General features: G+C 61.7%; 20 protein-coding genes. 12 read left to right on the top strand and 8 right to left on the bottom strand.

Annotated features, from left to right (window positions below):
• The first annotated feature begins 173 nt into the window (after positions 1 to 173).
• Both ACIN8IBEIGE_RS10690 and ACIN8IBEIGE_RS10685 read left to right on the top strand, forming a co-directional pair.
• Positions 174 to 935, top strand: a complete 762-nt coding sequence (locus tag ACIN8IBEIGE_RS10690) for an SDR family oxidoreductase (protein ID WP_090387146.1) — start codon at positions 174 to 176, stop codon at positions 933 to 935.
• Between the two features lie 146 nt (positions 936 to 1,081).
• On the top strand, positions 1,082 to 1,966 hold the full coding sequence (locus tag ACIN8IBEIGE_RS10685) for a bile acid:sodium symporter family protein (protein WP_160014599.1): 885 nt from the start codon (positions 1,082 to 1,084) through the stop codon (positions 1,964 to 1,966).
• A 135-nt stretch (positions 1,967 to 2,101) separates the two neighbouring features.
• Here the strand turns inward: ACIN8IBEIGE_RS10685 and cysB are convergent, their stop codons facing one another.
• The 5 genes from cysB to ACIN8IBEIGE_RS10660 form a co-directional block, all read right to left on the bottom strand.
• Complete coding sequence (cysB, locus tag ACIN8IBEIGE_RS10680; protein ID WP_160014598.1) at positions 2,102 to 3,076, bottom strand: HTH-type transcriptional regulator CysB; 975 nt, start codon at positions 3,074 to 3,076, stop codon at positions 2,102 to 2,104.
• A 112-nt stretch (positions 3,077 to 3,188) separates the two neighbouring features.
• Positions 3,189 to 3,689: a universal stress protein gene (locus tag ACIN8IBEIGE_RS10675; protein ID WP_160014597.1), complete on the bottom strand. Its 501-nt coding sequence runs from the start codon at positions 3,687 to 3,689 to the stop codon at positions 3,189 to 3,191.
• A gap of 155 nt (positions 3,690 to 3,844) precedes the next feature.
• Positions 3,845 to 4,750 (bottom strand): 5'-nucleotidase, encoded by a 906-nt coding sequence (locus ACIN8IBEIGE_RS10670; protein ID WP_090387138.1) that lies wholly within the window; start codon positions 4,748 to 4,750, stop codon positions 3,845 to 3,847.
• A 12-nt stretch (positions 4,751 to 4,762) separates the two neighbouring features.
• Positions 4,763 to 5,707 (bottom strand): putative 2-dehydropantoate 2-reductase, encoded by a 945-nt coding sequence (locus ACIN8IBEIGE_RS10665; RefSeq protein WP_160014596.1) that lies wholly within the window; start codon positions 5,705 to 5,707, stop codon positions 4,763 to 4,765.
• Positions 5,707 to 6,042, bottom strand: a complete 336-nt coding sequence (locus tag ACIN8IBEIGE_RS10660) for a thioredoxin (protein WP_256665106.1) — start codon at positions 6,040 to 6,042, stop codon at positions 5,707 to 5,709. Before ACIN8IBEIGE_RS10660 ends, ACIN8IBEIGE_RS10665 begins: the two co-directional genes overlap by 1 nt.
• A gap of 49 nt (positions 6,043 to 6,091) precedes the next feature.
• Between ACIN8IBEIGE_RS10660 and ACIN8IBEIGE_RS10655 the strand changes: the two genes are divergently transcribed.
• Both ACIN8IBEIGE_RS10655 and ACIN8IBEIGE_RS10650 read left to right on the top strand, forming a co-directional pair.
• A complete protein-coding gene (locus tag ACIN8IBEIGE_RS10655) occupies positions 6,092 to 6,511 on the top strand; it encodes a PilZ domain-containing protein (protein WP_160014595.1) in 420 nt (139 codons plus the stop codon).
• 168 nt (positions 6,512 to 6,679) lie between these two features.
• Entirely contained in the window at positions 6,680 to 7,756 is a 1,077-nt protein-coding gene (locus tag ACIN8IBEIGE_RS10650; protein WP_178124350.1) for a 3-deoxy-7-phosphoheptulonate synthase, read from the top strand.
• Positions 7,757 to 7,903: 147 nt separating this feature from the next.
• On the opposite strand, the gene ACIN8IBEIGE_RS10645 is transcribed toward ACIN8IBEIGE_RS10650, so the two are convergent.
• The 3 genes from ACIN8IBEIGE_RS10645 to ACIN8IBEIGE_RS10635 all read right to left on the bottom strand — a co-directional run bounded on the left by ACIN8IBEIGE_RS10645 (position 7,904) and on the right by ACIN8IBEIGE_RS10635 (position 10,294).
• Positions 7,904 to 9,100, bottom strand: a complete 1,197-nt coding sequence (locus tag ACIN8IBEIGE_RS10645; RefSeq protein WP_160014593.1) for a benzoate/H(+) symporter BenE family transporter — start codon at positions 9,098 to 9,100, stop codon at positions 7,904 to 7,906.
• Positions 9,100 to 9,711: a LysE family translocator gene (locus tag ACIN8IBEIGE_RS10640; RefSeq protein WP_160014592.1), complete on the bottom strand. Its 612-nt coding sequence runs from the start codon at positions 9,709 to 9,711 to the stop codon at positions 9,100 to 9,102. The genes ACIN8IBEIGE_RS10645 and ACIN8IBEIGE_RS10640 overlap by 1 nt, the downstream gene beginning before the upstream one ends.
• A gap of 139 nt (positions 9,712 to 9,850) precedes the next feature.
• Positions 9,851 to 10,294, bottom strand: a complete 444-nt coding sequence (locus ACIN8IBEIGE_RS10635; protein WP_090387122.1) for a MarR family winged helix-turn-helix transcriptional regulator — start codon at positions 10,292 to 10,294, stop codon at positions 9,851 to 9,853.
• A gap of 111 nt (positions 10,295 to 10,405) precedes the next feature.
• Between ACIN8IBEIGE_RS10635 and ACIN8IBEIGE_RS10630 the strand changes: the two genes are divergently transcribed.
• The 8 genes from ACIN8IBEIGE_RS10630 (at position 10,406) to dhbA (ending at position 22,090) form a co-directional block, all read left to right on the top strand.
• The gene (locus ACIN8IBEIGE_RS10630) at positions 10,406 to 11,563 is read left to right on the top strand and encodes a PLP-dependent aminotransferase family protein (protein WP_090387120.1); all 1,158 of its coding nucleotides are present in this window, start codon (positions 10,406 to 10,408) and stop codon (positions 11,561 to 11,563) included.
• Positions 11,564 to 11,597: 34 nt separating this feature from the next.
• Positions 11,598 to 12,200: a glutathione S-transferase family protein gene (locus ACIN8IBEIGE_RS10625; RefSeq protein WP_160014591.1), complete on the top strand. Its 603-nt coding sequence runs from the start codon at positions 11,598 to 11,600 to the stop codon at positions 12,198 to 12,200.
• Positions 12,201 to 12,314: 114 nt separating this feature from the next.
• Positions 12,315 to 14,249: a DEAD/DEAH box helicase gene (locus ACIN8IBEIGE_RS10620; protein WP_160014590.1), complete on the top strand. Its 1,935-nt coding sequence runs from the start codon at positions 12,315 to 12,317 to the stop codon at positions 14,247 to 14,249.
• A gap of 273 nt (positions 14,250 to 14,522) precedes the next feature.
• Positions 14,523 to 15,695, top strand: coding sequence for an isochorismate synthase MenF (locus tag ACIN8IBEIGE_RS10615; protein WP_218579703.1), 1,173 nt, complete (start codon positions 14,523 to 14,525; stop codon positions 15,693 to 15,695).
• On the top strand, positions 15,692 to 17,332 hold the full coding sequence (locus ACIN8IBEIGE_RS10610; protein ID WP_160014588.1) for a (2,3-dihydroxybenzoyl)adenylate synthase: 1,641 nt from the start codon (positions 15,692 to 15,694) through the stop codon (positions 17,330 to 17,332). The genes ACIN8IBEIGE_RS10615 and ACIN8IBEIGE_RS10610 overlap by 4 nt, the downstream gene beginning before the upstream one ends.
• 13 nt (positions 17,333 to 17,345) lie before the next feature.
• Positions 17,346 to 18,218, top strand: coding sequence for an isochorismatase family protein (locus ACIN8IBEIGE_RS10605; protein WP_160014587.1), 873 nt, complete (start codon positions 17,346 to 17,348; stop codon positions 18,216 to 18,218).
• Positions 18,215 to 21,316 carry a non-ribosomal peptide synthetase gene (locus ACIN8IBEIGE_RS10600; RefSeq protein ID WP_160014586.1) on the top strand — a complete coding sequence of 1,034 codons (3,102 nt, stop codon included), beginning with the start codon at positions 18,215 to 18,217 and terminating at the stop codon, positions 21,314 to 21,316. Before ACIN8IBEIGE_RS10605 ends, ACIN8IBEIGE_RS10600 begins: the two co-directional genes overlap by 4 nt.
• A gap of 9 nt (positions 21,317 to 21,325) precedes the next feature.
• Entirely contained in the window at positions 21,326 to 22,090 is a 765-nt protein-coding gene (dhbA, locus tag ACIN8IBEIGE_RS10595) for a 2,3-dihydro-2,3-dihydroxybenzoate dehydrogenase (protein ID WP_160014585.1), read from the top strand.
• Positions 22,091 to 22,097: the final 7 nt, after the last annotated feature.

The following is a 22,097-nucleotide window of genomic DNA, read 5'->3' as shown; positions in this document are numbered from 1 at the left end:
GGGCAAGATTTGCCAGCGGGACGAATGCTTGTAAATCGATTCGAGTGATAGCTGTGCTGGGGTGTTAATCACTCATTTCAATGAGGTCATCACCAGCAGTTTGATAGTGCTGCCTTGGAGTCATGGAGCTGATTAGACTCAATGCAGTTTTTAATCCTTGCGAGGACACGCAGATGAGCTTGAGCTTTTCCGGCCGGGTTGCCCTGGTCACCGGCGGTGCAGCGGGTATTGGTCGTGCCACTGCACTGGCATTCGCCAACGAAGGCCTGCAGGTGGTGGTGTCTGACGTCGATGTGGCGGGCGGCGAGGCGACTGTGGCGCTGATCCGTGAGGCCGGCGGCGATGCACTGTTTGTGCGCTGCGACGTGACCCGCGATGCTGAGGTCAAGGTGCTGATGGAGCGCACACTGGGCGCCTACGGCCGCCTGGATTATGCCTTCAACAACGCCGGTATCGAGATCGAGAAGGGCAAGTTGGCTGAGGGCAGCGAAAGCGAGTTCGACGCCATCATGGGCGTCAACGTCAAAGGCGTGTGGCTGTGCATGAAGCACCAGATCCCACTGTTGCTGGCTCAAGGTGGCGGCGCCATCGTCAACACCGCGTCGGTGGCCGGCCTGGGCGCTGCGCCGAAGATGAGTATCTATGCCGCGTCCAAGCATGCCGTGATCGGCCTGACCAAGTCGGCTGCAGTCGAGTATGCGAAGAAGAAGGTGCGGGTCAACGCGGTGTGCCCGGCGGTGATCGACACCGATATGTGGCGCCGCGCCGCCGAGTCTGATCCGAAGAAGGCCGAGTTTGTCGCCGGCATGCATCCGGTCGGGCGTATCGGCAAGGTCGAGGAAATCGCCGCCGCCGTACTGTACCTGTGCTGCGACAACGCGGCCTTCACCACCGGCCAGGCGCTGGCGGTAGATGGCGGCGCTACCGCCATCTGATTTCATTCAGCAATAAAAAAGGCGCCTATATGGGCGCTTTTTTTATACCTCGCCATTTCTTTCACACGATTGGCCACTAAAGTCACTGCAGTGTTCTACGCCGCTGTTCAAGATCGCCCTGCGCTTTGATCAAGGAGTAAAAAGCCGTGACTGCTGATCCGTTATTGACCCTGTTTCTGCCCATTGCCCTGGGCATCATCATGCTTGGCCTGGGTTTGTCGCTGACCCTGGCGGATTTTGCCCGGGTGGTGAAATTCCCTAAACCAGTGCTGATCGGCCTGGCTTGCCAGTTGTTGCTGCTGCCGCTGGTGTGTTTCTTCCTGGCCAAGGCCTTTGGTCTGGCTCCGGCGCTTGCGGTTGGTCTGATGCTCTTGGCCGCCTCGCCTGGCGGCACCACGGCCAATCTCTACAGCCACTTGGCGCATGGTGATGTGGCGCTGAATATCACCCTGACGGCGGTCAATTCGGTGATTGCTGTGCTGACCATGCCGCTGATCGTCAACCTGTCGTTGGCCTACTTTATGGAAGGCGATCAGGCCTTGCCGTTGCAGTTCACCAAGGTGGTGCAGGTGTTTGTCATCGTGCTCGGCCCGGTGGCCATCGGTATCTGGATACGCAGCCGCTTCCCTGGCTTTGCCGCACGTATGGAAAAGCCGGTAAAGATCATCTCCGCGTTGTTTCTGTTGATCATCATCATCCTGGCGGTGGTCAAGGATTGGCAGACCTTCGTCGATTACGCGCCGCTGGTGGGTGGGGCGGCGCTGGCCTTCAACTTGATCAGCCTGGCGGTGGGTTACTGGGTGCCGCGCCTGTGCAAGCTGAGCCTGCGCCAGTCGATTGCCATCGGCATGGAAATTGGCATCCACAACGGCACCCTGGCGATTGCCCTGGCACTCAGCCCGATGCTGCTGAACAACGCGACCATGTCCATTCCGGCGGCGATCTACAGCATCATCATGTTCTTTACCGCCGCAGCCTTTGGCTGGTGGGTGAACTTCGTCCATGGCAAAGAGCTCAAGGCGACCGAATAGGAATGTCCGAGCATAAAAATGACCGGGAGTCATTTTTAACATCGCGTAGCGATGGCCCGTAGGGTGGTCGCCATGGATGGCAGGACATAAAAAAGCCCGTCACGTGGACGGGCTTTTTTATGGCTTCTGGTTGGATCAGTGCAGCGGCAATTCAACGCCTTCGAACAGTTCTTCCAGCTCGACCTTGCTGTGGCATTGCACGGCTTTGGCCATCATGTCGCGGGTCAGGTGCGGGGCGAACTTCTCGATAAAGTCGCACATAAAGCCGCGCAGGAAGGTGCCGCGCCGGAAGCCGATTTTGGTCACGCTGGCTTCGAACAGCTCGCCGGCATCCAGCACCACCAGATCCGGATCGAGTTTGGGGTCGACCGCCATCTTGGCCACGATGCCCACGCCCAGACCCAGGCGTACGTAAGTCTTGATCACGTCGGCGTCGGCGGCGGTAAACACCACTTTCGGCGTCAGGCCGCGGTGGCTGAAAGCCTCGTCGAGTTTTGAGCGGCCGGTAAAGCCGAACACGTAGGTAACGATGGCGTATTCGGCCAGGGCTTCCAGAGTCAGCTTCGGCAGCTTGGTCAGCGGGTGGCCCTGAGGCACGACTACGCAGCGGTTCCAGCGGTAGCAGGGCATCATGATCAGGTCGTTGAACAGCTCCAGACCTTCGGTGGCGATGGCGAAGTCGACGGTGCCATCGGCGGCCATTTCGGCGATCTGCATTGGCGTGCCCTGGTGCATGTGCAGGGCTACGTCCGGGTATTGCTTGATAAACGCACTGATCACCGGCGGCAGGGCATAACGCGCCTGGGTGTGGGTGGTGGCAATCGACAGGGTGCCTTTCTTCTCGTTGGAAAATTCCTGGGCGATCTGCTTGATGCTTTCGACCTTGCGCAGGATTTCCCCGGCGGTGTTGATGATGCGCTCGCCGGCCGGGGTGATACGGGTCAGGTGCTTACCGCTGCGGGCGAATACTTCAACCCCCAGTTCGTCTTCGAGTAGGCGGATCTGTTTGCTGATGCCGGGCTGCGAGGTGTAGAGGCTTTGTGCCGTGGCAGAAACGTTGAGGTCGTGATGCGCGACTTCCCAGATGTAGCGCAGTTGCTGAAGCTTCATAGAAATCCCTCAAAGCAAAAAGACAGCCGTTCAGGTTACCGGCGTTTTATATAACCATAATGATGATTGAAGCATTAAATCTAGACCAAAAATTAGAAAGTGCAGCGCTTGTTTAAAGGTCACCGCGGCTGCGGTGTTGCAGCATTGGCACCAGGTACACCGGTACTTCAGACAACTGCACCAGGCGCGAGGCGGTACGCCCCAGTGGAATATCCATATCGGTGCCGTGGCTGTGGCTACCTAGGACCAGCAAATCCACGCCGAGTTGCTGCGCCTCATCGAGTATCACCAGCGGTGGATCGCCCTGTACCACGCGCACCGCCTTGATCAACTCCAGATCATGCAGCGCTTCGCCGATCTCATCGCGAAAGCCCTCCAGCACCCGCTGCTCGATGCTCGCCATCACCGTGCTCAGGCCGTTGGCGCGCAGGTCCTTTAGACGTTCTTCATCCAGATAGGTTTGCAGCACCGACTCGGCAAACAGGCCCATGGGCTCCACCGCGTGCACCACATACAGGCTGGCATTGAAGGAACGGGTGAGCGCCAGAGCGTGTTGCAGGATATAGGGGGCGTACAGGCCTAGATCAGTGGCATAGAGAATCGAGCGAATCATGCGGCCTCCTTGACTGCCTGACTGGCGGGCCTGATCTGAGCTTAGCAGCGCCATCGATAAGTCAAAGAAAGCCGAAGTTTTGAGGACGAATGGTTATAACGCAGGGAGATAGGGGGCTAAGCGGCGAGGGCAGTTGAGCGCCCTCGCGCGGGGGATTAGAGCTGCGGTTCGTTGCTGATGCCGTGTGGCACATGGCCGGTGGGTACGACCTTGTTGGCTTTTTCGCAGTGGCCGGTTTGGTCGTCGAAAAATACGTCGGCACCGAAGGTTTCCAGAATTGCGGATTTTTCCAGACCACCGAGGAAGAACGACTCATCCAGGCGGATATTCCACTCGCGCAGCGTGCGAATTACTCGCTCATGGGCCGGCGCCGAGCGTGCGGTCACCAGTGCCGTGCGAATCGGGCACTGCTCTTCGGGAAACTCCTGTTGCAAGCGGTGCAGGGCGGCGAGGAAGGGTTTGAATGGACCGCCGCCGAGCAGCTCGCGGGCCGACTGCCGCTCATGGCTCTGAAAGGCTTCCAGGCCGGCCTGCTGATAGACCCGCTCGGATTCATCGGAAAACAGCACGGCATCGCCGTCGAAAGCAATGCGCAGCTCGTTACTTGCCGCTCGCCGTGCGCCGCCGGAGAGGATGGTCGCCGCACCGAAGCCGGCCCGCAGCGCGCTGCGCACATCTTCGGCGTGAGTGGAGAGAAACAGGTGGCAGCCAAATGCAGCCAAATACGGATCGGGGCTGCGCCCGCCGACAAAGGCCGCGCGGGAGATGCCCAGGCCGTAGTGCTGGATTGAGTTGAACGCGCGCAGGCCAGTGTCGGCGCTGTTGCGTGAGACCAGAATCACTTCAACGCGCTGCTGCTTGAGGGTGGTATTGATCTGCAGCAGCTTCTCGACCAGGGGAAAGGCATCGCCAGGGGGGAGGATTTCGTCCTCATGCTCGATCTGGTATTGGCGATAGGCCTCGACGCCCTGGCTTTCATAAATCTGGTGGCTGTCGCGCAGGTCGAACAGCGCCCGCGAGGAGATCGCCAGCACCAGTTTGTCGCCTAATCCCTTGCTCATGACGGTGTCCTATTACGCGCGTTGTTGAAGAAAACGCAGGGTCTGATAAAGCATTTCGGTGCGCGGCATGGCGCAGCCGGCCTGGGCCGCAGCGGCTAATGGCGCGGCGTAGATGGCGTGCAGTTCCAGCGGGCGCTGCAGGGCATGGTCGTGGTACATGCTGGGCAGATAATCCGGCATGCGGTCGGTGGCCGCTAGCAGCTTGCCGGCAAAGCCTGCGGGTAACTGATAGCCACAGGCGCCGGCAGCATCCACCACTTCCTGCATGATCGCCTCAATCAGCGCGCGGCTGTCAGCGTTACTCATCAGCGCCGTGGTGGCGCTGTTCAGCAGCACGGCCAGGCCATTGTAGGGCACGTTCCATACCAGCTTCTGCCAGCGTGCCTGGTTCAGCTCAGCCATGGCTGTGGAGTCCAGTCCCGCTGCCTGAAACAGCGCGCAGCCTTGCTCAAGGATCTGCTGACGGCTCTCGGCATCGCTCGCCGGTCCTGAGTGATAGCCCAGGTTGACGTTACCCAGGGCCTGGTGCTCGACCACTCCCGGCGCGCTGCGATGGGCGCAGATATAACAGAGGCCGCCGAGCAGGTGCAGTGAGTCCGGCAGCAGCGGTCGCAGTTCATCTTCCACGGCCAGGCCGTTCTGCATCAGCACCACCTTGGCGCCTGGCGCTGCGGCTTGGCTGATCAGCGGAGCCAGTTCGATATTGCTGGTGGTCTTGGCGCCAATCAGCAACCAGTCGCACGGTGGCATATCGGCAACCGACTGGTAGGCCTGCACCGGTTGCAGGTGCAGCTTGCCGTGTAGGGCGCTGTTGACCTGCAGGCCCTGGCTGGCGACTGCGGTGAATTCGCTGCGCAGCAGAAAGTGCACATCAAAGCCGGCGCGGGCCAGCATCAGGCCATAAAAGCCGCCAATCGCGCCGGAGCCGATAATGCCGATACGGGGTGTTGCATTCATCAGGGTAATTCCTCTGCGGGGCGCGACAGGGCAGTCTCCAGCGCCTGAATAAGTGCGGCGGGCTGCAGGCTGCTCTGCAATGCGCCATAAAATTGGCCATCCTGAACCACGAACAGCGCGGGTAGATGAAATACCTCATAACGCGTCACTAAACCGCCGCTGTTGGCCGCGTCGACCCAGGCCAGGCGCTGTATCGGCAGCGGCAAATTAGGCAGCTCACGTCGCGCCCAACGGCAACTGGCACAACCTGTGCTGGTAAATATCAGCAGTGAAGTGCCAGGCAAGTCGAGTAGATGGCGATCTGCATCTAAATCGGTCAGTTCCAGTTCAGTCACTATACTGGCCAATGTGGTATCAAATTGATGGCATCCGAGGTAGTCATAGATGCGTCACTTTCTGCGTCATCCCAGTGATATGCCGGTTGAATTAGTGCTGCGCAAACAGGCATTTGTACCCAAAGAGCGGCTCAACAATATCAGCCTCGGCGGTGTGGCTTGCAACTCCAACCGCGCTTTTCGCCGAGGCACAGCCATCGAGTTACGTATCCCGCTGTTCGGCGAGCATGCGCGTTATCCGGGCCTGGTGGCCTGGTGCCGCAAGCAGGAAGACAAATACCTGGTGGGTATCGCCTTTGTTGATGAGGACACGCTGTTTCGCGCACGCATGGTCGAGCAGGTCTGTCAGATCGAACATTATCGCCATCAGCGCGAGCAGGAGCTGGGCTGCAGTTTGCCGATCGAAACGGTGGCGCAGGAGTGGATCAGCCAGCACGCTGCCGAGTTTTCCCGCGCCAGCCTGAATTAGTTGAACCGTCCAAGTGACGTGGCTAAGCCGCCAAGCCCATTGTCGAGCCAGGCCTATACGCGCTAAGGTTCGGCTTCCCCGCTGTGCTCATATTGCTGTGCTCCGCCACACGGGGATCGCTGGCGGCCGGCACCCGTGACCTGATGACTCTGACTGATGAATAGCACGATGGCTGATTTACCGATTGATGACCTGAACGTTGCCTCCAACGAAACCCTGATCACCCCCGCACAGCTCAAGCGTGAAATTCCGCTGACCGAAGCTGCCCTGCGCACGGTTGCCAGTGGTCGTGAGGTAATCCGCAATATTCTCGATGGCAAGGATCACCGCCTGTTCGTGGTGGTTGGCCCGTGCTCGATCCACGATATCAAGGCCGCCCACGAGTATGCCGAGCGCCTCAAGGCGCTGGCAGCCGAACTGTCGGACAGCCTGTATCTGGTCATGCGGGTGTATTTCGAGAAGCCGCGTACCACCGTTGGCTGGAAAGGCCTGATCAACGACCCGTTTATGGATGACTCGTTCAAGATCCAGGACGGTCTGCACATCGGTCGTCAGTTGCTGCGTGACCTGGCTGAAATGGGCCTGCCGACTGCCACTGAAGCTCTCGATCCGATTTCCCCGCAGTACCTGCAGGACCTGATCAGCTGGTCGGCCATTGGTGCGCGTACCACCGAATCACAGACTCACCGCGAGATGGCCTCGGGCCTGTCTTCGGCTGTGGGCTTCAAGAACGGCACCGACGGTGGTCTGACCGTGGCGATCAACGCCCTGCAGTCGGTCTCCAGCCCGCACCGTTTCCTCGGCATCAACCAGGAAGGTGGCGTGTCCATCGTCACCACCAAGGGCAACGCCTACGGCCACGTAGTACTGCGCGGTGGTAACGGCAAGCCGAACTATGATTCGGTGAGTGTTGCCGTTTGTGAGCAGGAACTGACCAAAGCCGGCATACGCCCGAACATCATGGTCGATTGCAGCCACGCCAACTCCAACAAGGACCCGGCTCTGCAACCGCTGGTGATGGACAACGTCGCCAACCAGATTCTCGAAGGCAACCAGTCGATCGTCGGCCTGATGGTGGAAAGCCACCTGGGTTGGGGCAACCAGTCGATTCCCAAAGACCTCAGCCAGCTCAAGTACGGCGTGTCGATCACCGATGCCTGCATCGATTGGGAAAGCACCGAGAAAACCCTGCGCGGCATGCACGCCAAGCTCAAGGACGTGCTGCCGAAGCGTCAGCGCGGCTGATTTGATTTCAGCGGCTGTAACAAAAACGGGCTTATGCGTTGTGCATAAGCCCGTTTTTTATTGTGGGTGACCTGCGGTCTGCAGGAGGCGCTTTAGCGGCGAGCTTTTATCGCTGTTGTCGCGGCTAAAGCCCCTCCCACGTGGCACTCAAACGTCCCGCTTCCCCCAATTAAGAATCGCCAGGGTTAGCAGCCCCGCAACAATCCCCCAGAACGCCGAACCGACCGAGAACAGGGTCATGCCCGAAGCCGTCACCAAAAAGGTGATCAGCGCCGCTTCGCGTTCTTTCGGCTCGCTCATGGCCTGGGTTAGGCCGCCGATGATCGAGGCGAATAGCGCCAATGCGGCGATGGACAGGATCAAAGCCTTGGGTAGAGCGGCAAATAGCGCCGCCAGGGTTGTGCCGAAGATGCCGGCGATGCCGTAGAACACGCCGCACCAGATGGCGGCGGTGTAGCGCTTTTTCGGGTCTTCGTGGGCTTCTGGGCCGGCGCAGATCGCTGCGCTGATGGCCGCCATATGGATGCCGTGGCTGCCGAAAGGGGCCAGCAGCATGGACGTCAGTCCGGTGCTGGTGAGCAGCGGGCTGGCTGGCACGTCATAACCGTTGGCGCGCAGCACGGCCATGCCCGGCAGGTTCTGTGAGGCCATGGCGACGATAAACAGCGGGATGCCGATGCTGATGGCTGCCGCCAGGGAGAAACTTGGTGTGGTCCATTCCGGTACCGCCAGTTGCAGCTCGAAATGCTCGAAGTTGAGCAGGCCGAAGAGCGCAGCCAGCACGCTGCCGACAATCAGTGCCGCCAACACGGCATAGCGCGGCAGCAGGCGTTTACCAAACAGGTAAGCCAGCAGCATGGCCACCACCAGCACCGGTTGCTGCTCGGCAGCCACGCAGATTTCCAGGCCAATCTTGAACAGCACACCGGCCAGTAGCGCGGCGGCGATGGAGGCGGGGATGCGGCGCATGATGCGGTCGAAGGTGCCGGTCAGACCGATCAGCACAATCAGCCCCGAGGCGAAGATATAGGCGCCAATCGCCTCGCTGTAGGGCACGCCAGGCAGGCTGGTGATCAGCAGGGCTGCGCCGGGGGTGGACCAGGCGATCATGATCGGCGCGCGGTAGCGCAGCGACAGGCCGATGCAGCAGAGCGCCATGCCAATCGACAGCGCCCAGATCCACGAGGAAATCTGTCCGTTAGTCAGCCCGGCGGCCTGGCCAGCCTGGAACATCAGCACCAGCGAGCTGGTGTAGCCGGTGAGCATGGCGATAAAGCCGGCGACTACCGCCGAGGTCGAGGTGTCAGCCAGCGGCCGTAGGCGGGTTTGCGGCAGGTCGTGCATCAGAGCAGTCCGGTGTCGGCGAAGATGGGGTAGAGCGAGGCGACCAGCAGCAGGGCCATACCGATATTAAACACGCGCAAGCGACGTGCATCCTGCAGCCAGTTGCGCAACAGGCTACCGACGACAGTCCAGACACTCATGGTCGGGCAATTGACCAAGGCAAACAGCGCTGAAATCAGCAGCACATTGGTCACGAAATTTTCCTGCGGTGTGTAGGTGGTGATCGCGCCGATCGCCATGATCCAAGCTTTCGGATTGACCCACTGGAAGGCAGCAGCTTGCAGAAAACTAAAAGGTTTACCGCTGGCTGAGGCTTGGCCGTTTGGTGCGCCGGCATTGGCGATCTTCCAGGCCAGGTAGAGCAGATACGCCGCGCCCACATAGCGCAGCACGGTATAAAGCAGTGGCACCTGTTCGAACAGCTGACCGAGCCCCAGACCGACCGATAGAACCAGTAGCATCAGTCCCAGGCTGATACCCAGCATGTGTGGCAGGGTTCGGCGCAGGCCGAAATTTGCCCCGGAGGCGAGCAGCATGGTGTTGTTCGGCCCCGGCGTTACCGAGGTGACAAAGGCAAAGGCAATAAAGGCGAGCAGCAGTTCGGTGGTCATGGCGCAGCACTCAAGGACAGTGCTGCTCAGCCTAGGGGCAGATGCTCAAAGCGTCGCGGTACAGCAATGCTGGCAATGAGCAGTACAGTTTTAGGTGACTCGATCGTAGCGTCAGTACAGTTTTGTCGGGAGCGCTCTGTCAGCCTTCACTTGCACTGTTGTGCAGGGTTTGGTTGACCTGCAACCAACCGCTGACGGCGGTTTCCCCGGCTTCGCTGAACGCTCGCTGCAGCAGCTTGGCCTGTTCACGGCGCAGGGCCTGTTCCAGCTTTGCGCCTTCGGCAGTAAAGCCGAGCAGGCGTTTACGCTTGTCGTCTTCGGCGGCAAGGCTCTGTACCAGGTTCATTTCCAGTAGTTGGCGCAGTGGGGTGTTGAGCGCCTGCTTGCTTACACCCAGATAGCCGAGCAGCTCTTTCATGCTCAGCCCTGGGTATTTGGCGATAAAAAACAGAATGCGGTGGTGCACCCGTGACAGCCCCCGGCGCGCCAGCATTTCATCAGCCTTGGCGGTAAACGCCTGGTAGCCGAAGAAGAAGGCTTCCATGGCGGTCTGCTGGGTGGTTGTGTTCTTGAGGTCAAGCATTAAGGTCAAGCCTATTGACGTATTCGGGTTGATCGTCGTAGTTTCAGGCAAACAGAATTTCGGTCAAACAGTTTGACCTATTTTTATTTGCCTTTGCTACTGGTGATATCCATGGCCTTCTCCGAACGTGTTGCCCGCCTGAAAAGCTCCCTGATCCGTGAAATCCTTGCTGCGGCGCAGCGTCCGGAAGTGATGTCGTTTGCTGGTGGCCTGCCGGCCGAGCCGATGTTGCCGAAGGTCGAGTGGGCCGAGATGCCGGCGAGCATGGGCCAGTACGGCATGAGCGAAGGCGAGCCGGCGTTGCGTGAGGCGATAGCTGCCGAGGCCCGTACCCTGGGCGTGCCGTGCGATGCCAGCCAGGTGCTGATCGTTAGCGGTTCGCAGCAGACGCTGGACTTGGCCAGCAAGCTGTTTATCGATCCGGGCACCGAGGTGCTGCTGGAGGCGCCGACCTACCTGGCCGCGCTACAGGCCTTCCAGCTGTTCGGCGCTGATTGCATCGCCGTGCCGCAGGAAGCTGACGGCCCGCAGATTGATGCCCTGCGTCAGCGTCTGCAGAACCACAAGCCGGCTTTTGCCTACCTGATCCCGACCTTCCAGAACCCTTCGGCGGTGCGTTACAGCGAAGCCAAGCGCGATGCAGTCGCGGCATTGTTGGACGAGTTCGGTGTGACCCTGATCGAAGACGAACCCTATCGCGAGCTGGTATTCGATGACGGCAGCGCCACGCCGATTGTCAGCCGCCTGCAAAAGGCCAGCTGGATCTACACTGGCACTGTGTCGAAAACCCTGCTGCCGGGCTTGCGAGTTGGCTACCTGATCGCCACTCCGGATCTGTTTCCTTACCTGCTGCGTCTCAAACAGTCAGCGGACCTGCACACCAATCGCATTGGCCAGTGGCAGGCCCTGCAGTGGTTGGGCAGCGAGAAATACCGTGGCCACCTGGCCGAGCTGCGCGACTTCTATCGCATCCGTCGTGATGCCATGCAAGCGGTGCTGGAAGAGCATTTCAGCGACCTGGCCGACTGGCAGGTGCCTCAGGGTGGCCTGTTCTTCTGGCTGACCCTCAAGCAGCCGCTGGATACGCGCACGTTGCTGGCGCCAGCGCTGGCGCAGAACGTCGCCTTTATGCCGGGCGAGCCGTTCTTTATCGACCCGGACGCCAATCCAGGGCATTTGCGGCTTAACTTCAGCCACGTCGCACCGGAGCGTCTGAGTGAAGGTCTCAAGCGTCTGGCCGAGGTGATTCGTCAGGCGCAGGCAAGCTAGTCAACGCGTTCAAGCAGGTTAGGAGGAGGGCGATATGTACAAGGTTTATGGCGATTACCGCTCGGGCAACTGCTACAAGGTCAAGCTGATGCTGCACCTGCTGGATCAGCCCTATGAGTGGATACCGGTCGATATCCTCAAGGGTGAGACCCAGAGCGATGCCTTTCTGGCCAAGAACCCCAACGGCAAGATCCCGGTGCTGGAGCTGGAAGACGGCACCTGCCTGTGGGAGTCCAATGCCATCCTCAACTTCCTCGCCGATGGCAGCGCGTTTCTGCCCAGTGAGCCGCGCCTGCGCACCCAGGTGCTGCAGTGGCAGTTCTTCGAGCAGTACAGTCACGAACCCTATGTCGCGGTGGCGCGTTTTATCCAGCTGTACCAAGGGCTGCCTGAAGCGCGCCGCAGCGAGTACGAGGAGTGCCATGTGCGCGGCCACAAGGCGCTCAAGGTGATGGAGAAGCAGCTGCAGCGCACGCCGTATCTGGTAGGCGAGCACTTCTCGATAGCCGATATCGCCCTGTATGCCTACACCCATGTGGCGGATGAGGGCGGCTTTGACTTGACGCCGTATCCGGCCATCCGCACCTGGCTGGCGCGGGTTGCCAGCCACCCGCGTTATGTCGGCATGCTCGATTGATAGTCGCCGGGTGAACTGAGTGGTGAGAGGCCCTGCGCTTTCTCACCGCTCAGTCGCCTGCTCGCCGTAAAAAGCACTTATCATTCAACGATCTATCTTCTGCCTGGGTCGCGAATGCCATCTGCTGTTCAGCGTTATAAGCGGCTCTTGTCTGCCGCTCTGGCGCGTTATTTCCCCCATACCACAGCCTATCTGCGCGCCGAGCGTGATGCGGCTGCGCAGCTCAGCAAGCCAGCACCTCGGGCGAAAAAAGCGCCTGCCAAGGGCCAATCGGCTAACACGAAGCGGCCCGCTAAACCGCGCCGCGCTGCGAGCAAGCCGTGCACTCAAGGCATCTACGGACCGGCCATGCTGACGGTCGAGGCCGCGCAGGTCCAGGCCATGCACGAGCAGGTGGCGCGGGCGGTGACGGCCGGGCTGCTCAGTGCGCCTTCGGAAGAGCAGTGGGCGATGATTCTTAGCCATCATCCGCTGACGCGCATCTTCGCCGGAGCCGGCTCGGGCAAGTCCACCACGCTGGTGTTGCGGGTGGCGTTTATGCTCTGCCATCAGGGCATCAAGCCCGAGCAGCTGACGGTGATTTCCTTTACCAATGCGTCCTGCGCCGAGCTGCGCGAGCAGCTGCTCAAGGTATTGGGCTTCTTCAACTACCCCTTCGATGCCGGCCAGGCGCGCCAGTGCGTGCGGACTTTCCATGCGGCCATGGGCAGCGTGGCCAAGAGCGTGCTGGATAATCCGCGCTGGTTCGAACAGCTGGATGACCCGCAGGCGGCGAGTCGCGAACTGGATAACCCGCTGAGCGCCGGGCGGCTGCGACCTGCCCAGCAGCGTCTGCTCAAGCAGGCCTACCAGCAGTGCTATGTCGAGCAGCCGGTGTTTCGCCAGCGGGTGCATAGCCTGCTGCAATTGCCCATGCCGCCAGCTGAGAGCAAGCGTCTGCCGAAGGCGCCGTTGGATGCTTACAAGCTGCCGGGCGAATTCAGTGCTGCGCCGCTGTATGAGGCGTTCTACGTCCAGGCCGGGTTTGCCGAGAACATCGGCATTAATGTTGCGGCCCTGCAGCCGCAGGCACTGACGGGCCCGGCTGCTGTTCGTGAGTTTAGCGAAGCGCTGCTGCTGTTCTGGCCGTACGTCGAGCGTTGCCTGCAGGCGCAGGGGTTGATGACCTTTAATGGCGCCTTTGCCCAGCTGACGGCGCGGCTGAATGCAGGTATGCAGGGCGTCCCGCCACAGCTGCTGGCGCCTTTTGGTCATTTGTTGATCGATGAGTTTCAGGACATTTCGCCGCAGATCGTGCAGTGGCTGCAGGCTGTACAGCGCACGCTGGCCGCGCAGGGGGCTGCGGTCAGCCTGATGGCCATTGGCGATGACTGGCAGTCGATCTACGGCTGGCGCGGCAGCTCGCCGGAACTGTTTATCGACTTCGACCGACACTTTCCCGGTAAAGGCAAAGCCAAGCACAGCGCCGTACTGACCCTGGCCAATAACTACCGCTCGATTGAGCCGATTATCCGTGACGCCGAAGCGCTGCTGGGCGGCGTGCAGCACAAGCAGGCGAAAGTCAGCCAGGCGATCAAGGCTACCCAGCTGGGCGAGCATGGTGTGCGCCTGGTTCAGCGTTTCGACAGTAAGGCGCGTTTGCCGGAGCTGCTCAAGCAGATCCGCGAGCAGTGCGCATACGCCGCCGAGCGCAACAGCCGTGAACGCAATGCCGTGCTGCTGCTCAGTCGGCGTAATGAGTCGTTGCAAGCCATCTCCGCGCAGCTGGACAAGAAACTGCCGGTCAAGGCTTACACCATTCACCGCGCCAAAGGCCTGCAGGCCGAAGTGGCGATCATCCTCGACGACTGTTACCCGCCAGAAGCGCATCCGCTGCGTAATGCGCTGTACGCCTACTCGGGCTTTTTCAGCAACAGCTACGACCAGGCCATGCAGGATGAAAGCCTGCGCCTGGCCTATGTGGCTGTCACCCGTGGCGTCAGCCGGGTGTTCTGGTACTGCCAGAAAACCCAGGGGGCAACGCGCATCCTGGCAGGGCGGGGTAAGTAGAAGTTCCCGATCGGTGTCAGCGCTGCGATGTCGTTGGCAGATTGGCAATATCACCTTTGCTCATTCGCTCAGACGGGATCGCTGCACTTGTCGACCAAAGCCGCACGCGAGCTGCAGGTTCGCTGCGGATGGCTGCAAATCCCATCATTTCGTCTCAGTAACCCTCGTGCTAGAGCCTTAGAAATAAATTGACGCAACTTCTGCGAGTGGTTAGTTTTGCCTCCTTTCTATAAATGCTAATTGTTCGTATTAGCGTTAAATATGGAGGTTGGAGTGAATGCATTGACGCGTGTCGCTCGTGGGGGCTCCCCGTGGGGCGATATCTATGCACCCACTTATAGGTTCTATTCACCCGAAGGCGGGGTTGAGGCCGGCGGTTGTTTCAAGGCCATCGAGACACCGGCTGGTGAGGATGGCCACGGCGTTGAGCGGGCGGTAGAGGCGGCCTTTGCCGAGGCCAAGGCGGCTGGCTTGAGCCAGCCAATGGTGGTCGGGGTGATTCCCTTCGACAAGCAGCAGCCGTCCAGTCTGTTTGTCCCGCGCCATGTTTCGCGCCTGTTGCCAGTCGCGCCGCCGACCCGGGTTTGCGGTTTGCCCTGCGGCAAGGCCCGGCAATGTATCGAGCAGCCGGACCAAGCAGGCTTCAAACAGGCTGTCGGCCGTGCGGTCGACGTATTGCGTAGCGGTCAGGTGAGCAAGGTGGTGCTGTCGCGCTTGTTGCAGCTCGAGTTCGACAACGCACCCTGCGCCGCCACGGTATTCCAGGGGTTGCGTCAGCAGAACCCCGAGGCCTACCACTTTTCCATGGACTTGCCGGGTGGCGGTGTACTGATCGGCGCAAGTCCTGAGCTGTTGCTGCGTCAGCAGGGGCGGCACTTTACCTCCAATCCGCTGGCCGGTTCGGCCAAACGGCTGGCTGACCCGGCTGCCGACAAGCAGGTGGCGCAGGCGCTGCTGCAATCGGCCAAGGACCTGCACGAGCATCGCCTGGTGATCCAGGAGCTGGATCGCCAGTTGCGCCCGCTGTGCCGCAGCCTGAGCGTGGCCGATGCGCCATCGCTGCTGCAGACCGCGCGACTCTGGCATCTGTCGACGCAGATCGCTGGTGAGCTGGATACGCCTGCTTCCGCCTTGAGCCTGGCTTGCCGGCTGCACCCGACGCCGGCGCTGTGCGGCTTTCCGACGGCGGCGGCCAAACGTCTGATCGCCGAACTGGAGCCGTTCGACCGCGGCGTGTTTGGCGGCATCGTCGGCTGGAGTGATGCCGATGGCAACGGCGAGTGGGCGGTGGTGATCCGCTGCGGAATCGTCGAGCACACACGGGTCCGTCTGTTTGCCGGCGCGGGGCTGGTTACCGCGTCTTGCCCGGAATCGGAGTGGCAGGAAACCGGCAACAAGCTCGGCACCATGCTCTCGGCCTTCGGCCTGGAACGGGAGGCGCTATGAGTCTGGTGCCGTTCACGCCCTGGCCAGCGGAATTTGCCGCGCGCTATCGCCAGGCCGGTTATTGGCGCGGTGAGCCGCTGACACAACTGCTTGAGGCTCGGGTGCAGGTGCAGCCCGAGGCAATTGCGCTGATCTGTGGCGAACGCCAGCTGAGTTATGCCGAGCTGGATCGGCAGGCCGCTCATCTGGCCCAGCGTCTGGCCAATCAGGGTTTTGCTCCCGGTGATCGGGCGTTGGTGCAGCTGGGTAATCAGGCTGAGTTCTATATCGTTTTCTTTGCTCTGCTCAAGGCGGGAATTGCGCCGGTCAACGCGCTGTTCAGCCATAGCCGCCTGGAGCTAATGGCCTACGCCGGGCAGGTGCGTCCACGGCTATTTATTGGCAGCCGTCAGCATCCGCTGTTTGTCGATGATAGTTTTCTCGATGAGTTGCAGGCCGTTATCCCTGAACTAGATACGCTGCTGCTCGAGGGCGATGCCGATCCTGCGCGGTCACTAAACGCCTGGCTGCAGCCGGCCGCCGCGCAAGGTGCTTATGCGCCGACGCCAGCCGATCAGGTGGCGTTCTTCCAGCTGTCCGGCGGCAGCACCGGTACGCCGAAGCTGATTCCGCGCACCCATGACGATTACGCCTACAGCGTGCGCCGCAGCGTCGAGGTCTGTGGTTTCGACCGCGACACCCGCTACCTCTGCGCGCTGCCGGCGGCGCATAACTTTCCCTTGAGTTCGCCCGGCGCGCTGGGCGTATTCCATGTCGGCGGCTGTGTGGTGCTGGCTGCCGACCCGGGGCCGGCGACCTGCTTTCCGTTGATCGCCCGCCATCAGGTGAATGTCAGTGCGCTGGTGCCGCCAGCACTGTCGCTATGGCTGCAGGCCGCAAGCGAACACAGGGCGGAGCTGGCCAGCCTGCAGCTGTTGCAGGTCGGCGGCGCGCGCTTGCCTGAGGCGCAGGCCCGGCGCATCGGCAGCGAGCTTGGCTGTCGCCTGCAACAGGTATTCGGCATGGCTGAAGGCCTGGTCAATTACACCCGCCTCGACGATGACGAGGCGCATGTCTACGGCACTCAGGGTTGCCCGATGAGCCCGGCCGATGAAGTGCGCGTGCTCGACCGCGCCGGCAACCCGGTGGCGGTCGGTGAGGTTGGCGCGCTGCTGACCCGCGGCCCGTACACCATTCGCGGTTATTTCCAGAGCCCCGAACACAACGCCCAGGCCTTCGATGCCGAGGGTTTCTACCGCTCCGGCGATCTGGTGCGGTTGCGCGCCGATGGCTACCTGGAGGTGGTCGGGCGGATCAAGGATCAGATCAATCGAGGTGGCGAGAAGATCGCCGCCGAAGAAGTGGAAAACCTGCTGATGGCGCACCCGGCAATCACCCACGCGGCGCTGGTGGCCATGCCTGACACGGCGCTGGGCGAGAAGAGCTGCGCCTTCGTGGTCAGTCGTGACCCGGCGCTCAAGAGCGTCGCCCTGCGCAAGTTTTTGCGCGGTTTGGGCCTGGCCGATTACAAGCTGCCCGACCGTTTTGAACACCTCGACAAGCTGCCCATGACTGCCGTCGGCAAAGTCGACAAGACCCGACTGCGCCAGCGCATTGCGGCGCATCTGGCTCCTACTGAATCAGCCCTTACTGAATAAGGAAATCCTCTCCATGGCTATCCCGGCTCTACAGCCCTACAACATGCCCAGCGAATGGACGCCCAACAAGGTCAAGTGGACGCTTGATCCGGCCCGTGCGGTGTTGTTGATTCACGATATGCAGGCGTACTTCGCCGACTTCTGGGAGGCCGACAGCGCCTTCGTTCAGGCTCTGGTCGAGCAGCTGGCAGCAGTGCGTGCGCAGTGCAAGGCCTTGGGCATTCCAGTGGTCTACACCGCCCAGCCTGGCGTGCAAAGCGACGTCGAGCGGGCCCTGCTCAACGACATGTGGGGGCCGGGCATTACCCAGCACCCTGAGCGCCAGGCGATCATCGCCGGGCTGGCCCCGGAGCCCGACGATACGGTGCTGGTGAAGTGGCGTTACAGCGCCTTTCAGCGCTCGCCGCTGGAGCACATGCTCAAGGAGTTGGGGCGCGATCAACTGATCATCGGCGGCATCTACGCCCATATCGGCTGCCTGATGACCGCCTGCGACGCCTTTATGCGCGACATCCAGCCGTTTCTGCTGGCCGATGGCGTGGCCGACTTCAATCAGGCCGACCACCAGATGGCGCTGAATTATGTGGCGACCCGCTGCGGCCAGGTGATTCGTTGCGCCGATGTGTTCAGTCTGGGGCGCGCCGCCGCGCCAGCCTTGACCCGCGCCGCCTTGCAGGCACGCCTGCTGAGCCTGCTGGACGAGCTGGACGAACCCTTCGACCCCGACGAGAACCTGCTCGACTACGGTCTGGATTCGATCCAGGTGATGGCGCTGCTCAGCGAGTGGCGCGCGCAGGGGCTGGAACTGAGCTTTACCGACCTGGCCAAGACGCCGACGCTGAATGGCTGGTGGAGCCTGATCGAACAGCATGGCGGTGCCGCATGAGGCGCTTGGGAGTCGCCCAGCAGGGCCTGTGGCACGGCTATGTGCTGAATGAAGATCGCGCGATGTTCAACACCGCCGAATGCATCGTCTTTGCCGGCAAGATCCAAGCCGCGCAGCTGATGGCCGCGCTGCGCCAGGCGGTCAGCGAATGCGAAGCGCTATCCGGGCATTTTGTGGTCGATGGCGAGCAGCTGTGGTTCAACCCTGCCGAACTGCCGCTCAGTGTGGCGCAGGTGCAAATACCGGTCGGGGTCGATGCCCAGGCCTGGGTGCAGCAGTGGGGCATGAGCGAGATTCGCCAGCCGTTCGATCTGGAACGCGAGCTGCCCTGCCGCTTCACTCTGCTGCAGGGCGAGCAGGTGGATTTTCTCTACGGCTGCATTCACCACATCGCCCTCGATGGTTATGGCAGCAACCTGCTTTATCAGCGCGTTGCTCAGTTGTATGGCGCGGCAACGCGCGGTGAACTGGCCGCACCTTGCGAGTTCGGTAACTACGCCGCAGTACTTGCCGAAGACGCCGAGCGTGAAAACCAGGGGCGCACGGCTGCGGCTCGCGATTACTGGCGTGAACAGCTCGGTGCGTTGCCTGAGGCAGTCAGCTTCAGCGAGCGTGTCGCGCCGATTTCGGCGACCTTCCTTCGTCATTCGGCGGCGTTCCCGCCGGCGCTGTGGCAGGCGCTGAATCAACTGGCCGAGGCCAATAGAATTGGCTGGCCGGATCTGCTGTTGGCCGCGTTATCGGCGCAGCTGCGTCAGGTCAGTGGCAGCGCCGCTCAGGTGCTCGGGTTGATGGTGATGAACCGTATGGGTTCGGCCTCCTTCAACGTGCCCTGCATGCAGATGAACATCGCGCCGCTGTGCCTCGATCTAAGCGATCAATCCAACCTGCTTGAGGCCGCGCAGAGCATCGGCAAGCTGCGTCGCAGCAGCCGCAAGCATCAGCATTACCGCTACGAATCGCTGCGTCGCGACCTCGGCCGGGTCGGCGGCGAGCAGCGTCTGTTCGGCCCGCTGATCAATATCATGCCGTTCGACCGGCCGCAGACCTTTGGCGACTGCCCGGCGCGAACCTTGAGCCTGAGCGCCGGCCCGGTGGAAGACCTGACCCTGGAAGTGCACCTGGGGGCTGATGGTGTGCCGCTGCTGGATTACGACGCCAACCCGGCGTGCTACAGCCAGGCGCAGGTGCGCGCGCTGCAGGAGGAGTTGTTCAGCCTGCTGGCCGTCTGGTTGCAGGCCCCGCAACAGCCGCGTGATGAGTTGCTCAGCGCCTGGAGCGCGCAGTACCGCGCGCAACATTTGCTCAGCGCGCCGATCGCCGAGCAGACCGCGATGGCCGAGGTCGGCAGCGTGCTGCTGGCCATTCGCGCCCAGGCCGAACGTCAGCCACAGCACCTGGCGCTGTGCCAGGGCGAGCGCAGGCTTACTTACGGTGAGTTGCAGGCACAGGCCGAAACCATCGCCGCTGCCTTGAGTGAACGTGGCGTGCAGCCGGGCGAGCGGGTTGGGGTGATGCTCAGCCGCAGCCCTGAGGCGATTGTCGTGCAGCTCGGCGTGCTGTTGGCCGGGGCGGTGTATGTGCCGCTCGATCCGGAGCAGCCTGGCGAGCGTCAGCGGCTGATCTGCGCCACCGCGCAGCTGGCTCTGGTGGTCACCGAGGCGGCGTTCCGCCATCGCCTGGCCGATAGCTACAGTGGTCCGATCGAACTGGCTGGCGTGCTGCACAGCGCCACGCGCCTCTGCGCACCACGTCAGGCCGAGGCCGCGGCCTACCTGATGTTCACCTCCGGCTCCACCGGTACGCCAAAGGGTGTGGAAATCAGCCACCGCGCGCTGGATCACTTTATCCAGGCGGCGCGCCTGCGCTATGGCGTGGCTGCCAGCGATCGCATGCTGCAGTTCGCCCCGTTCAACTTCGACGCCAGTATCGAGGAGGTGTTTGTCAGCCTCAGCGCCGGCGCAACCTTGGTGCTGCGTACCGATGCGTTGCTGGAGTCGATCAGCGCCTTTGTCGAAGGTCTGGAACAGCTGGCAATCAGCGTACTCGACCTGCCGACCGCGTTCTGGAATGAATGGGTGGTGGCCCTGCGTGCTGGCCTGGTGCAGGTGCCGAGTGGGCTGAAGAGCGTGATCATCGGTGGCGAGGCGGTCTATCCCGAACAACTGACGGCCTGGCAGCACATGGCACCGCCAGCGATTCGCCTGATCAACACCTATGGCCCCACCGAAACCACGGTAGTGGCGAGCACCTGCGACCTGCAGCAGCTGACAGCGGATGGCGACAGCCTGCCGATTGGTCAGCCGCTGGCTGGCGTCACGGCGCTGGTGCTGGGCCGTGGCGAACGTCCGGCCGAGGAGGGCGAGCTGGTGCTGTGTGGTGCGCAGTTGGCCAACGGCTACCTGGGCAGTGATTCGCAAGCCTTTGCCAGCCTGCTGATCGGCGCGCAGCAGACTCCGGCCTACCGCACTGGTGACCGGGTGCGGATAGAGGAAGGCCGTCTGGTTTACCTCGGCCGTCTGGATAACGAATTCAAGATCAGCGGCTATCGCATCCAGCCCGGCGAAGTCGAGTCGCGCCTGCTGGCCTTGAGCGGTGTCGATGAGGCCTGCGTGCAGGGCCTGGAACTGGGTGGCGGGCTGCGTCGGCAGGTGGCCTTTATCAGTGGCCCGCGGGATGACCTGCGCGGCATTCGCCAGGAGCTGAGCAAGCTGCTGCCAGCGGCCATGGTGCCGACCGACTACCGGCACTACCCGGCGTTGCCGCGCACCGCCAGCAACAAGCTCGACCGCAAGCGCCTACACACCGAGTACCTGCAGGGCTCGCGCGAGCAGGCGCTGGACGATGAGACCCAGCAACGGGTGCGCAGCATCTGGCAGCAGATTCTCGGCGTCAGTGCGATTCAGGCCGCTGACAACTTCTTCGAACTGGGCGGGCAGTCGCTGCAGACCATCCAGATCGTCAACCGTCTGGCCAGTGAGTTCGGCACGGCGGTGAAGGTTTCCGATGTCTTCGATCACCCGCGTCTGGCGGACTTCTGCCACTTCCTCGACAGCCGCGTGCTGCAGAGTGAAGCGCAGGTGGAACAGGTCTGGTAAGGAAGCGTCATGCCAATAAACAGACAAATGGATTTCAGCGGTCAGACCATCTGGGTCACCGGTGCCGGCCAGGGCATTGGTCGCAGTGTGGCGGAGGGGTTTGCCCAGTTGGGCGGGCAGGTGGTCGGCTTCGATCTGAGCTTCCCCGAGCAGAATTACGGCTTTATCCGCTATGTGCTGGATATCGGCGATGCCCAGGCGGTGCAGCAGGCCTGTCACGAGTTACTGGGTACCCATGGGGTGATCGATGTGCTGGCCAGTGTCGCCGGCGTGCTGCGTCTGGCACCGATTGAGGAGCTGGCGCTGGAGGACTGGGACGCCTGCCTGCGGGTCAACGTATCCGGGCCGTTCTATTTGCTGCGCCAGCTGATGCCGCGTTTCAAGGCCTGGCGGCGTGGCGCAGTAGTGGCGGTAAGTAGCAACGCGGCGCATGTGCCGCGCATGCAGATGGCCGCCTACAGCGCGTCCAAGGCAGCCCTGAGCAGCCTGATCCGTACTGCCGGCCTGGAGCTGGCGACCCATGGCGTGCGCTGCAACCTGGTGTCGCCGGGCTCCACCGACACGCCAATGCAGCGCGGCATGTGGCACAGCGCCGATGCAGCGACGCGCACCATCGCCGGCTTTCCCGAGCAGTTCAAGCTGGGCATCCCGCTGCAGAAGATCGCCACCCCGGAGGAGGTCGCCAGCGTCGTGCTGTTCCTGGCCTCCAGTCTGGCCAGCCACATCACCCTGCAAGACATCGTGGTTGACGGCGGCGCAAGCCTGACCGACTGAGAGGATA

It is taken from the genome of Pseudomonas sp. 8BK, assembly GCF_902506475.1.
GTDB lineage: Bacteria > Pseudomonadota > Gammaproteobacteria > Pseudomonadales > Pseudomonadaceae > Aquipseudomonas > Aquipseudomonas anguilliseptica.
The sequence above is the reverse complement of the archived record's forward strand: the minus strand, read 5'-3'. Positions and strand labels throughout refer to the sequence as shown.

What these genes read in the sequence shown, in the direction of transcription:
- ACIN8IBEIGE_RS10690 (WP_090387146.1), top strand. Translation starts at nt 174, where the DNA reads ATGAGCTTGAGCTTTTCCGGCCGGGTTGCCCTGGTCACCGGCGGTGCA.
- cysB (WP_160014598.1), bottom strand. Translation starts at nt 3,076, where the DNA reads ATGAAGCTTCAGCAACTGCGCTACATCTGGGAAGTCGCGCATCACGAC.
- ACIN8IBEIGE_RS10675 (WP_160014597.1), bottom strand. Translation starts at nt 3,689, where the DNA reads ATGATTCGCTCGATTCTCTATGCCACTGATCTAGGCCTGTACGCCCCC.
- ACIN8IBEIGE_RS10670 (WP_090387138.1), bottom strand. Translation starts at nt 4,750, where the DNA reads ATGAGCAAGGGATTAGGCGACAAACTGGTGCTGGCGATCTCCTCGCGG.
- ACIN8IBEIGE_RS10665 (WP_160014596.1), bottom strand. Translation starts at nt 5,707, where the DNA reads ATGAATGCAACACCCCGTATCGGCATTATCGGCTCCGGCGCGATTGGC.
- ACIN8IBEIGE_RS10655 (WP_160014595.1), top strand. Translation starts at nt 6,092, where the DNA reads ATGCGTCACTTTCTGCGTCATCCCAGTGATATGCCGGTTGAATTAGTG.
- ACIN8IBEIGE_RS10650 (WP_178124350.1), top strand. Translation starts at nt 6,680, where the DNA reads ATGGCTGATTTACCGATTGATGACCTGAACGTTGCCTCCAACGAAACC.
- ACIN8IBEIGE_RS10645 (WP_160014593.1), bottom strand. Translation starts at nt 9,100, where the DNA reads ATGCACGACCTGCCGCAAACCCGCCTACGGCCGCTGGCTGACACCTCG.
- ACIN8IBEIGE_RS10640 (WP_160014592.1), bottom strand. Translation starts at nt 9,711, where the DNA reads ATGACCACCGAACTGCTGCTCGCCTTTATTGCCTTTGCCTTTGTCACC.
- ACIN8IBEIGE_RS10635 (WP_090387122.1), bottom strand. Translation starts at nt 10,294, where the DNA reads ATGCTTGACCTCAAGAACACAACCACCCAGCAGACCGCCATGGAAGCC.
- ACIN8IBEIGE_RS10630 (WP_090387120.1), top strand. Translation starts at nt 10,406, where the DNA reads ATGGCCTTCTCCGAACGTGTTGCCCGCCTGAAAAGCTCCCTGATCCGT.
- ACIN8IBEIGE_RS10625 (WP_160014591.1), top strand. Translation starts at nt 11,598, where the DNA reads ATGTACAAGGTTTATGGCGATTACCGCTCGGGCAACTGCTACAAGGTC.
- ACIN8IBEIGE_RS10620 (WP_160014590.1), top strand. Translation starts at nt 12,315, where the DNA reads ATGCCATCTGCTGTTCAGCGTTATAAGCGGCTCTTGTCTGCCGCTCTG.
- ACIN8IBEIGE_RS10610 (WP_160014588.1), top strand. Translation starts at nt 15,692, where the DNA reads ATGAGTCTGGTGCCGTTCACGCCCTGGCCAGCGGAATTTGCCGCGCGC.
- ACIN8IBEIGE_RS10605 (WP_160014587.1), top strand. Translation starts at nt 17,346, where the DNA reads ATGGCTATCCCGGCTCTACAGCCCTACAACATGCCCAGCGAATGGACG.
- ACIN8IBEIGE_RS10600 (WP_160014586.1), top strand. Translation starts at nt 18,215, where the DNA reads ATGAGGCGCTTGGGAGTCGCCCAGCAGGGCCTGTGGCACGGCTATGTG.
- dhbA (WP_160014585.1), top strand. Translation starts at nt 21,326, where the DNA reads ATGCCAATAAACAGACAAATGGATTTCAGCGGTCAGACCATCTGGGTC.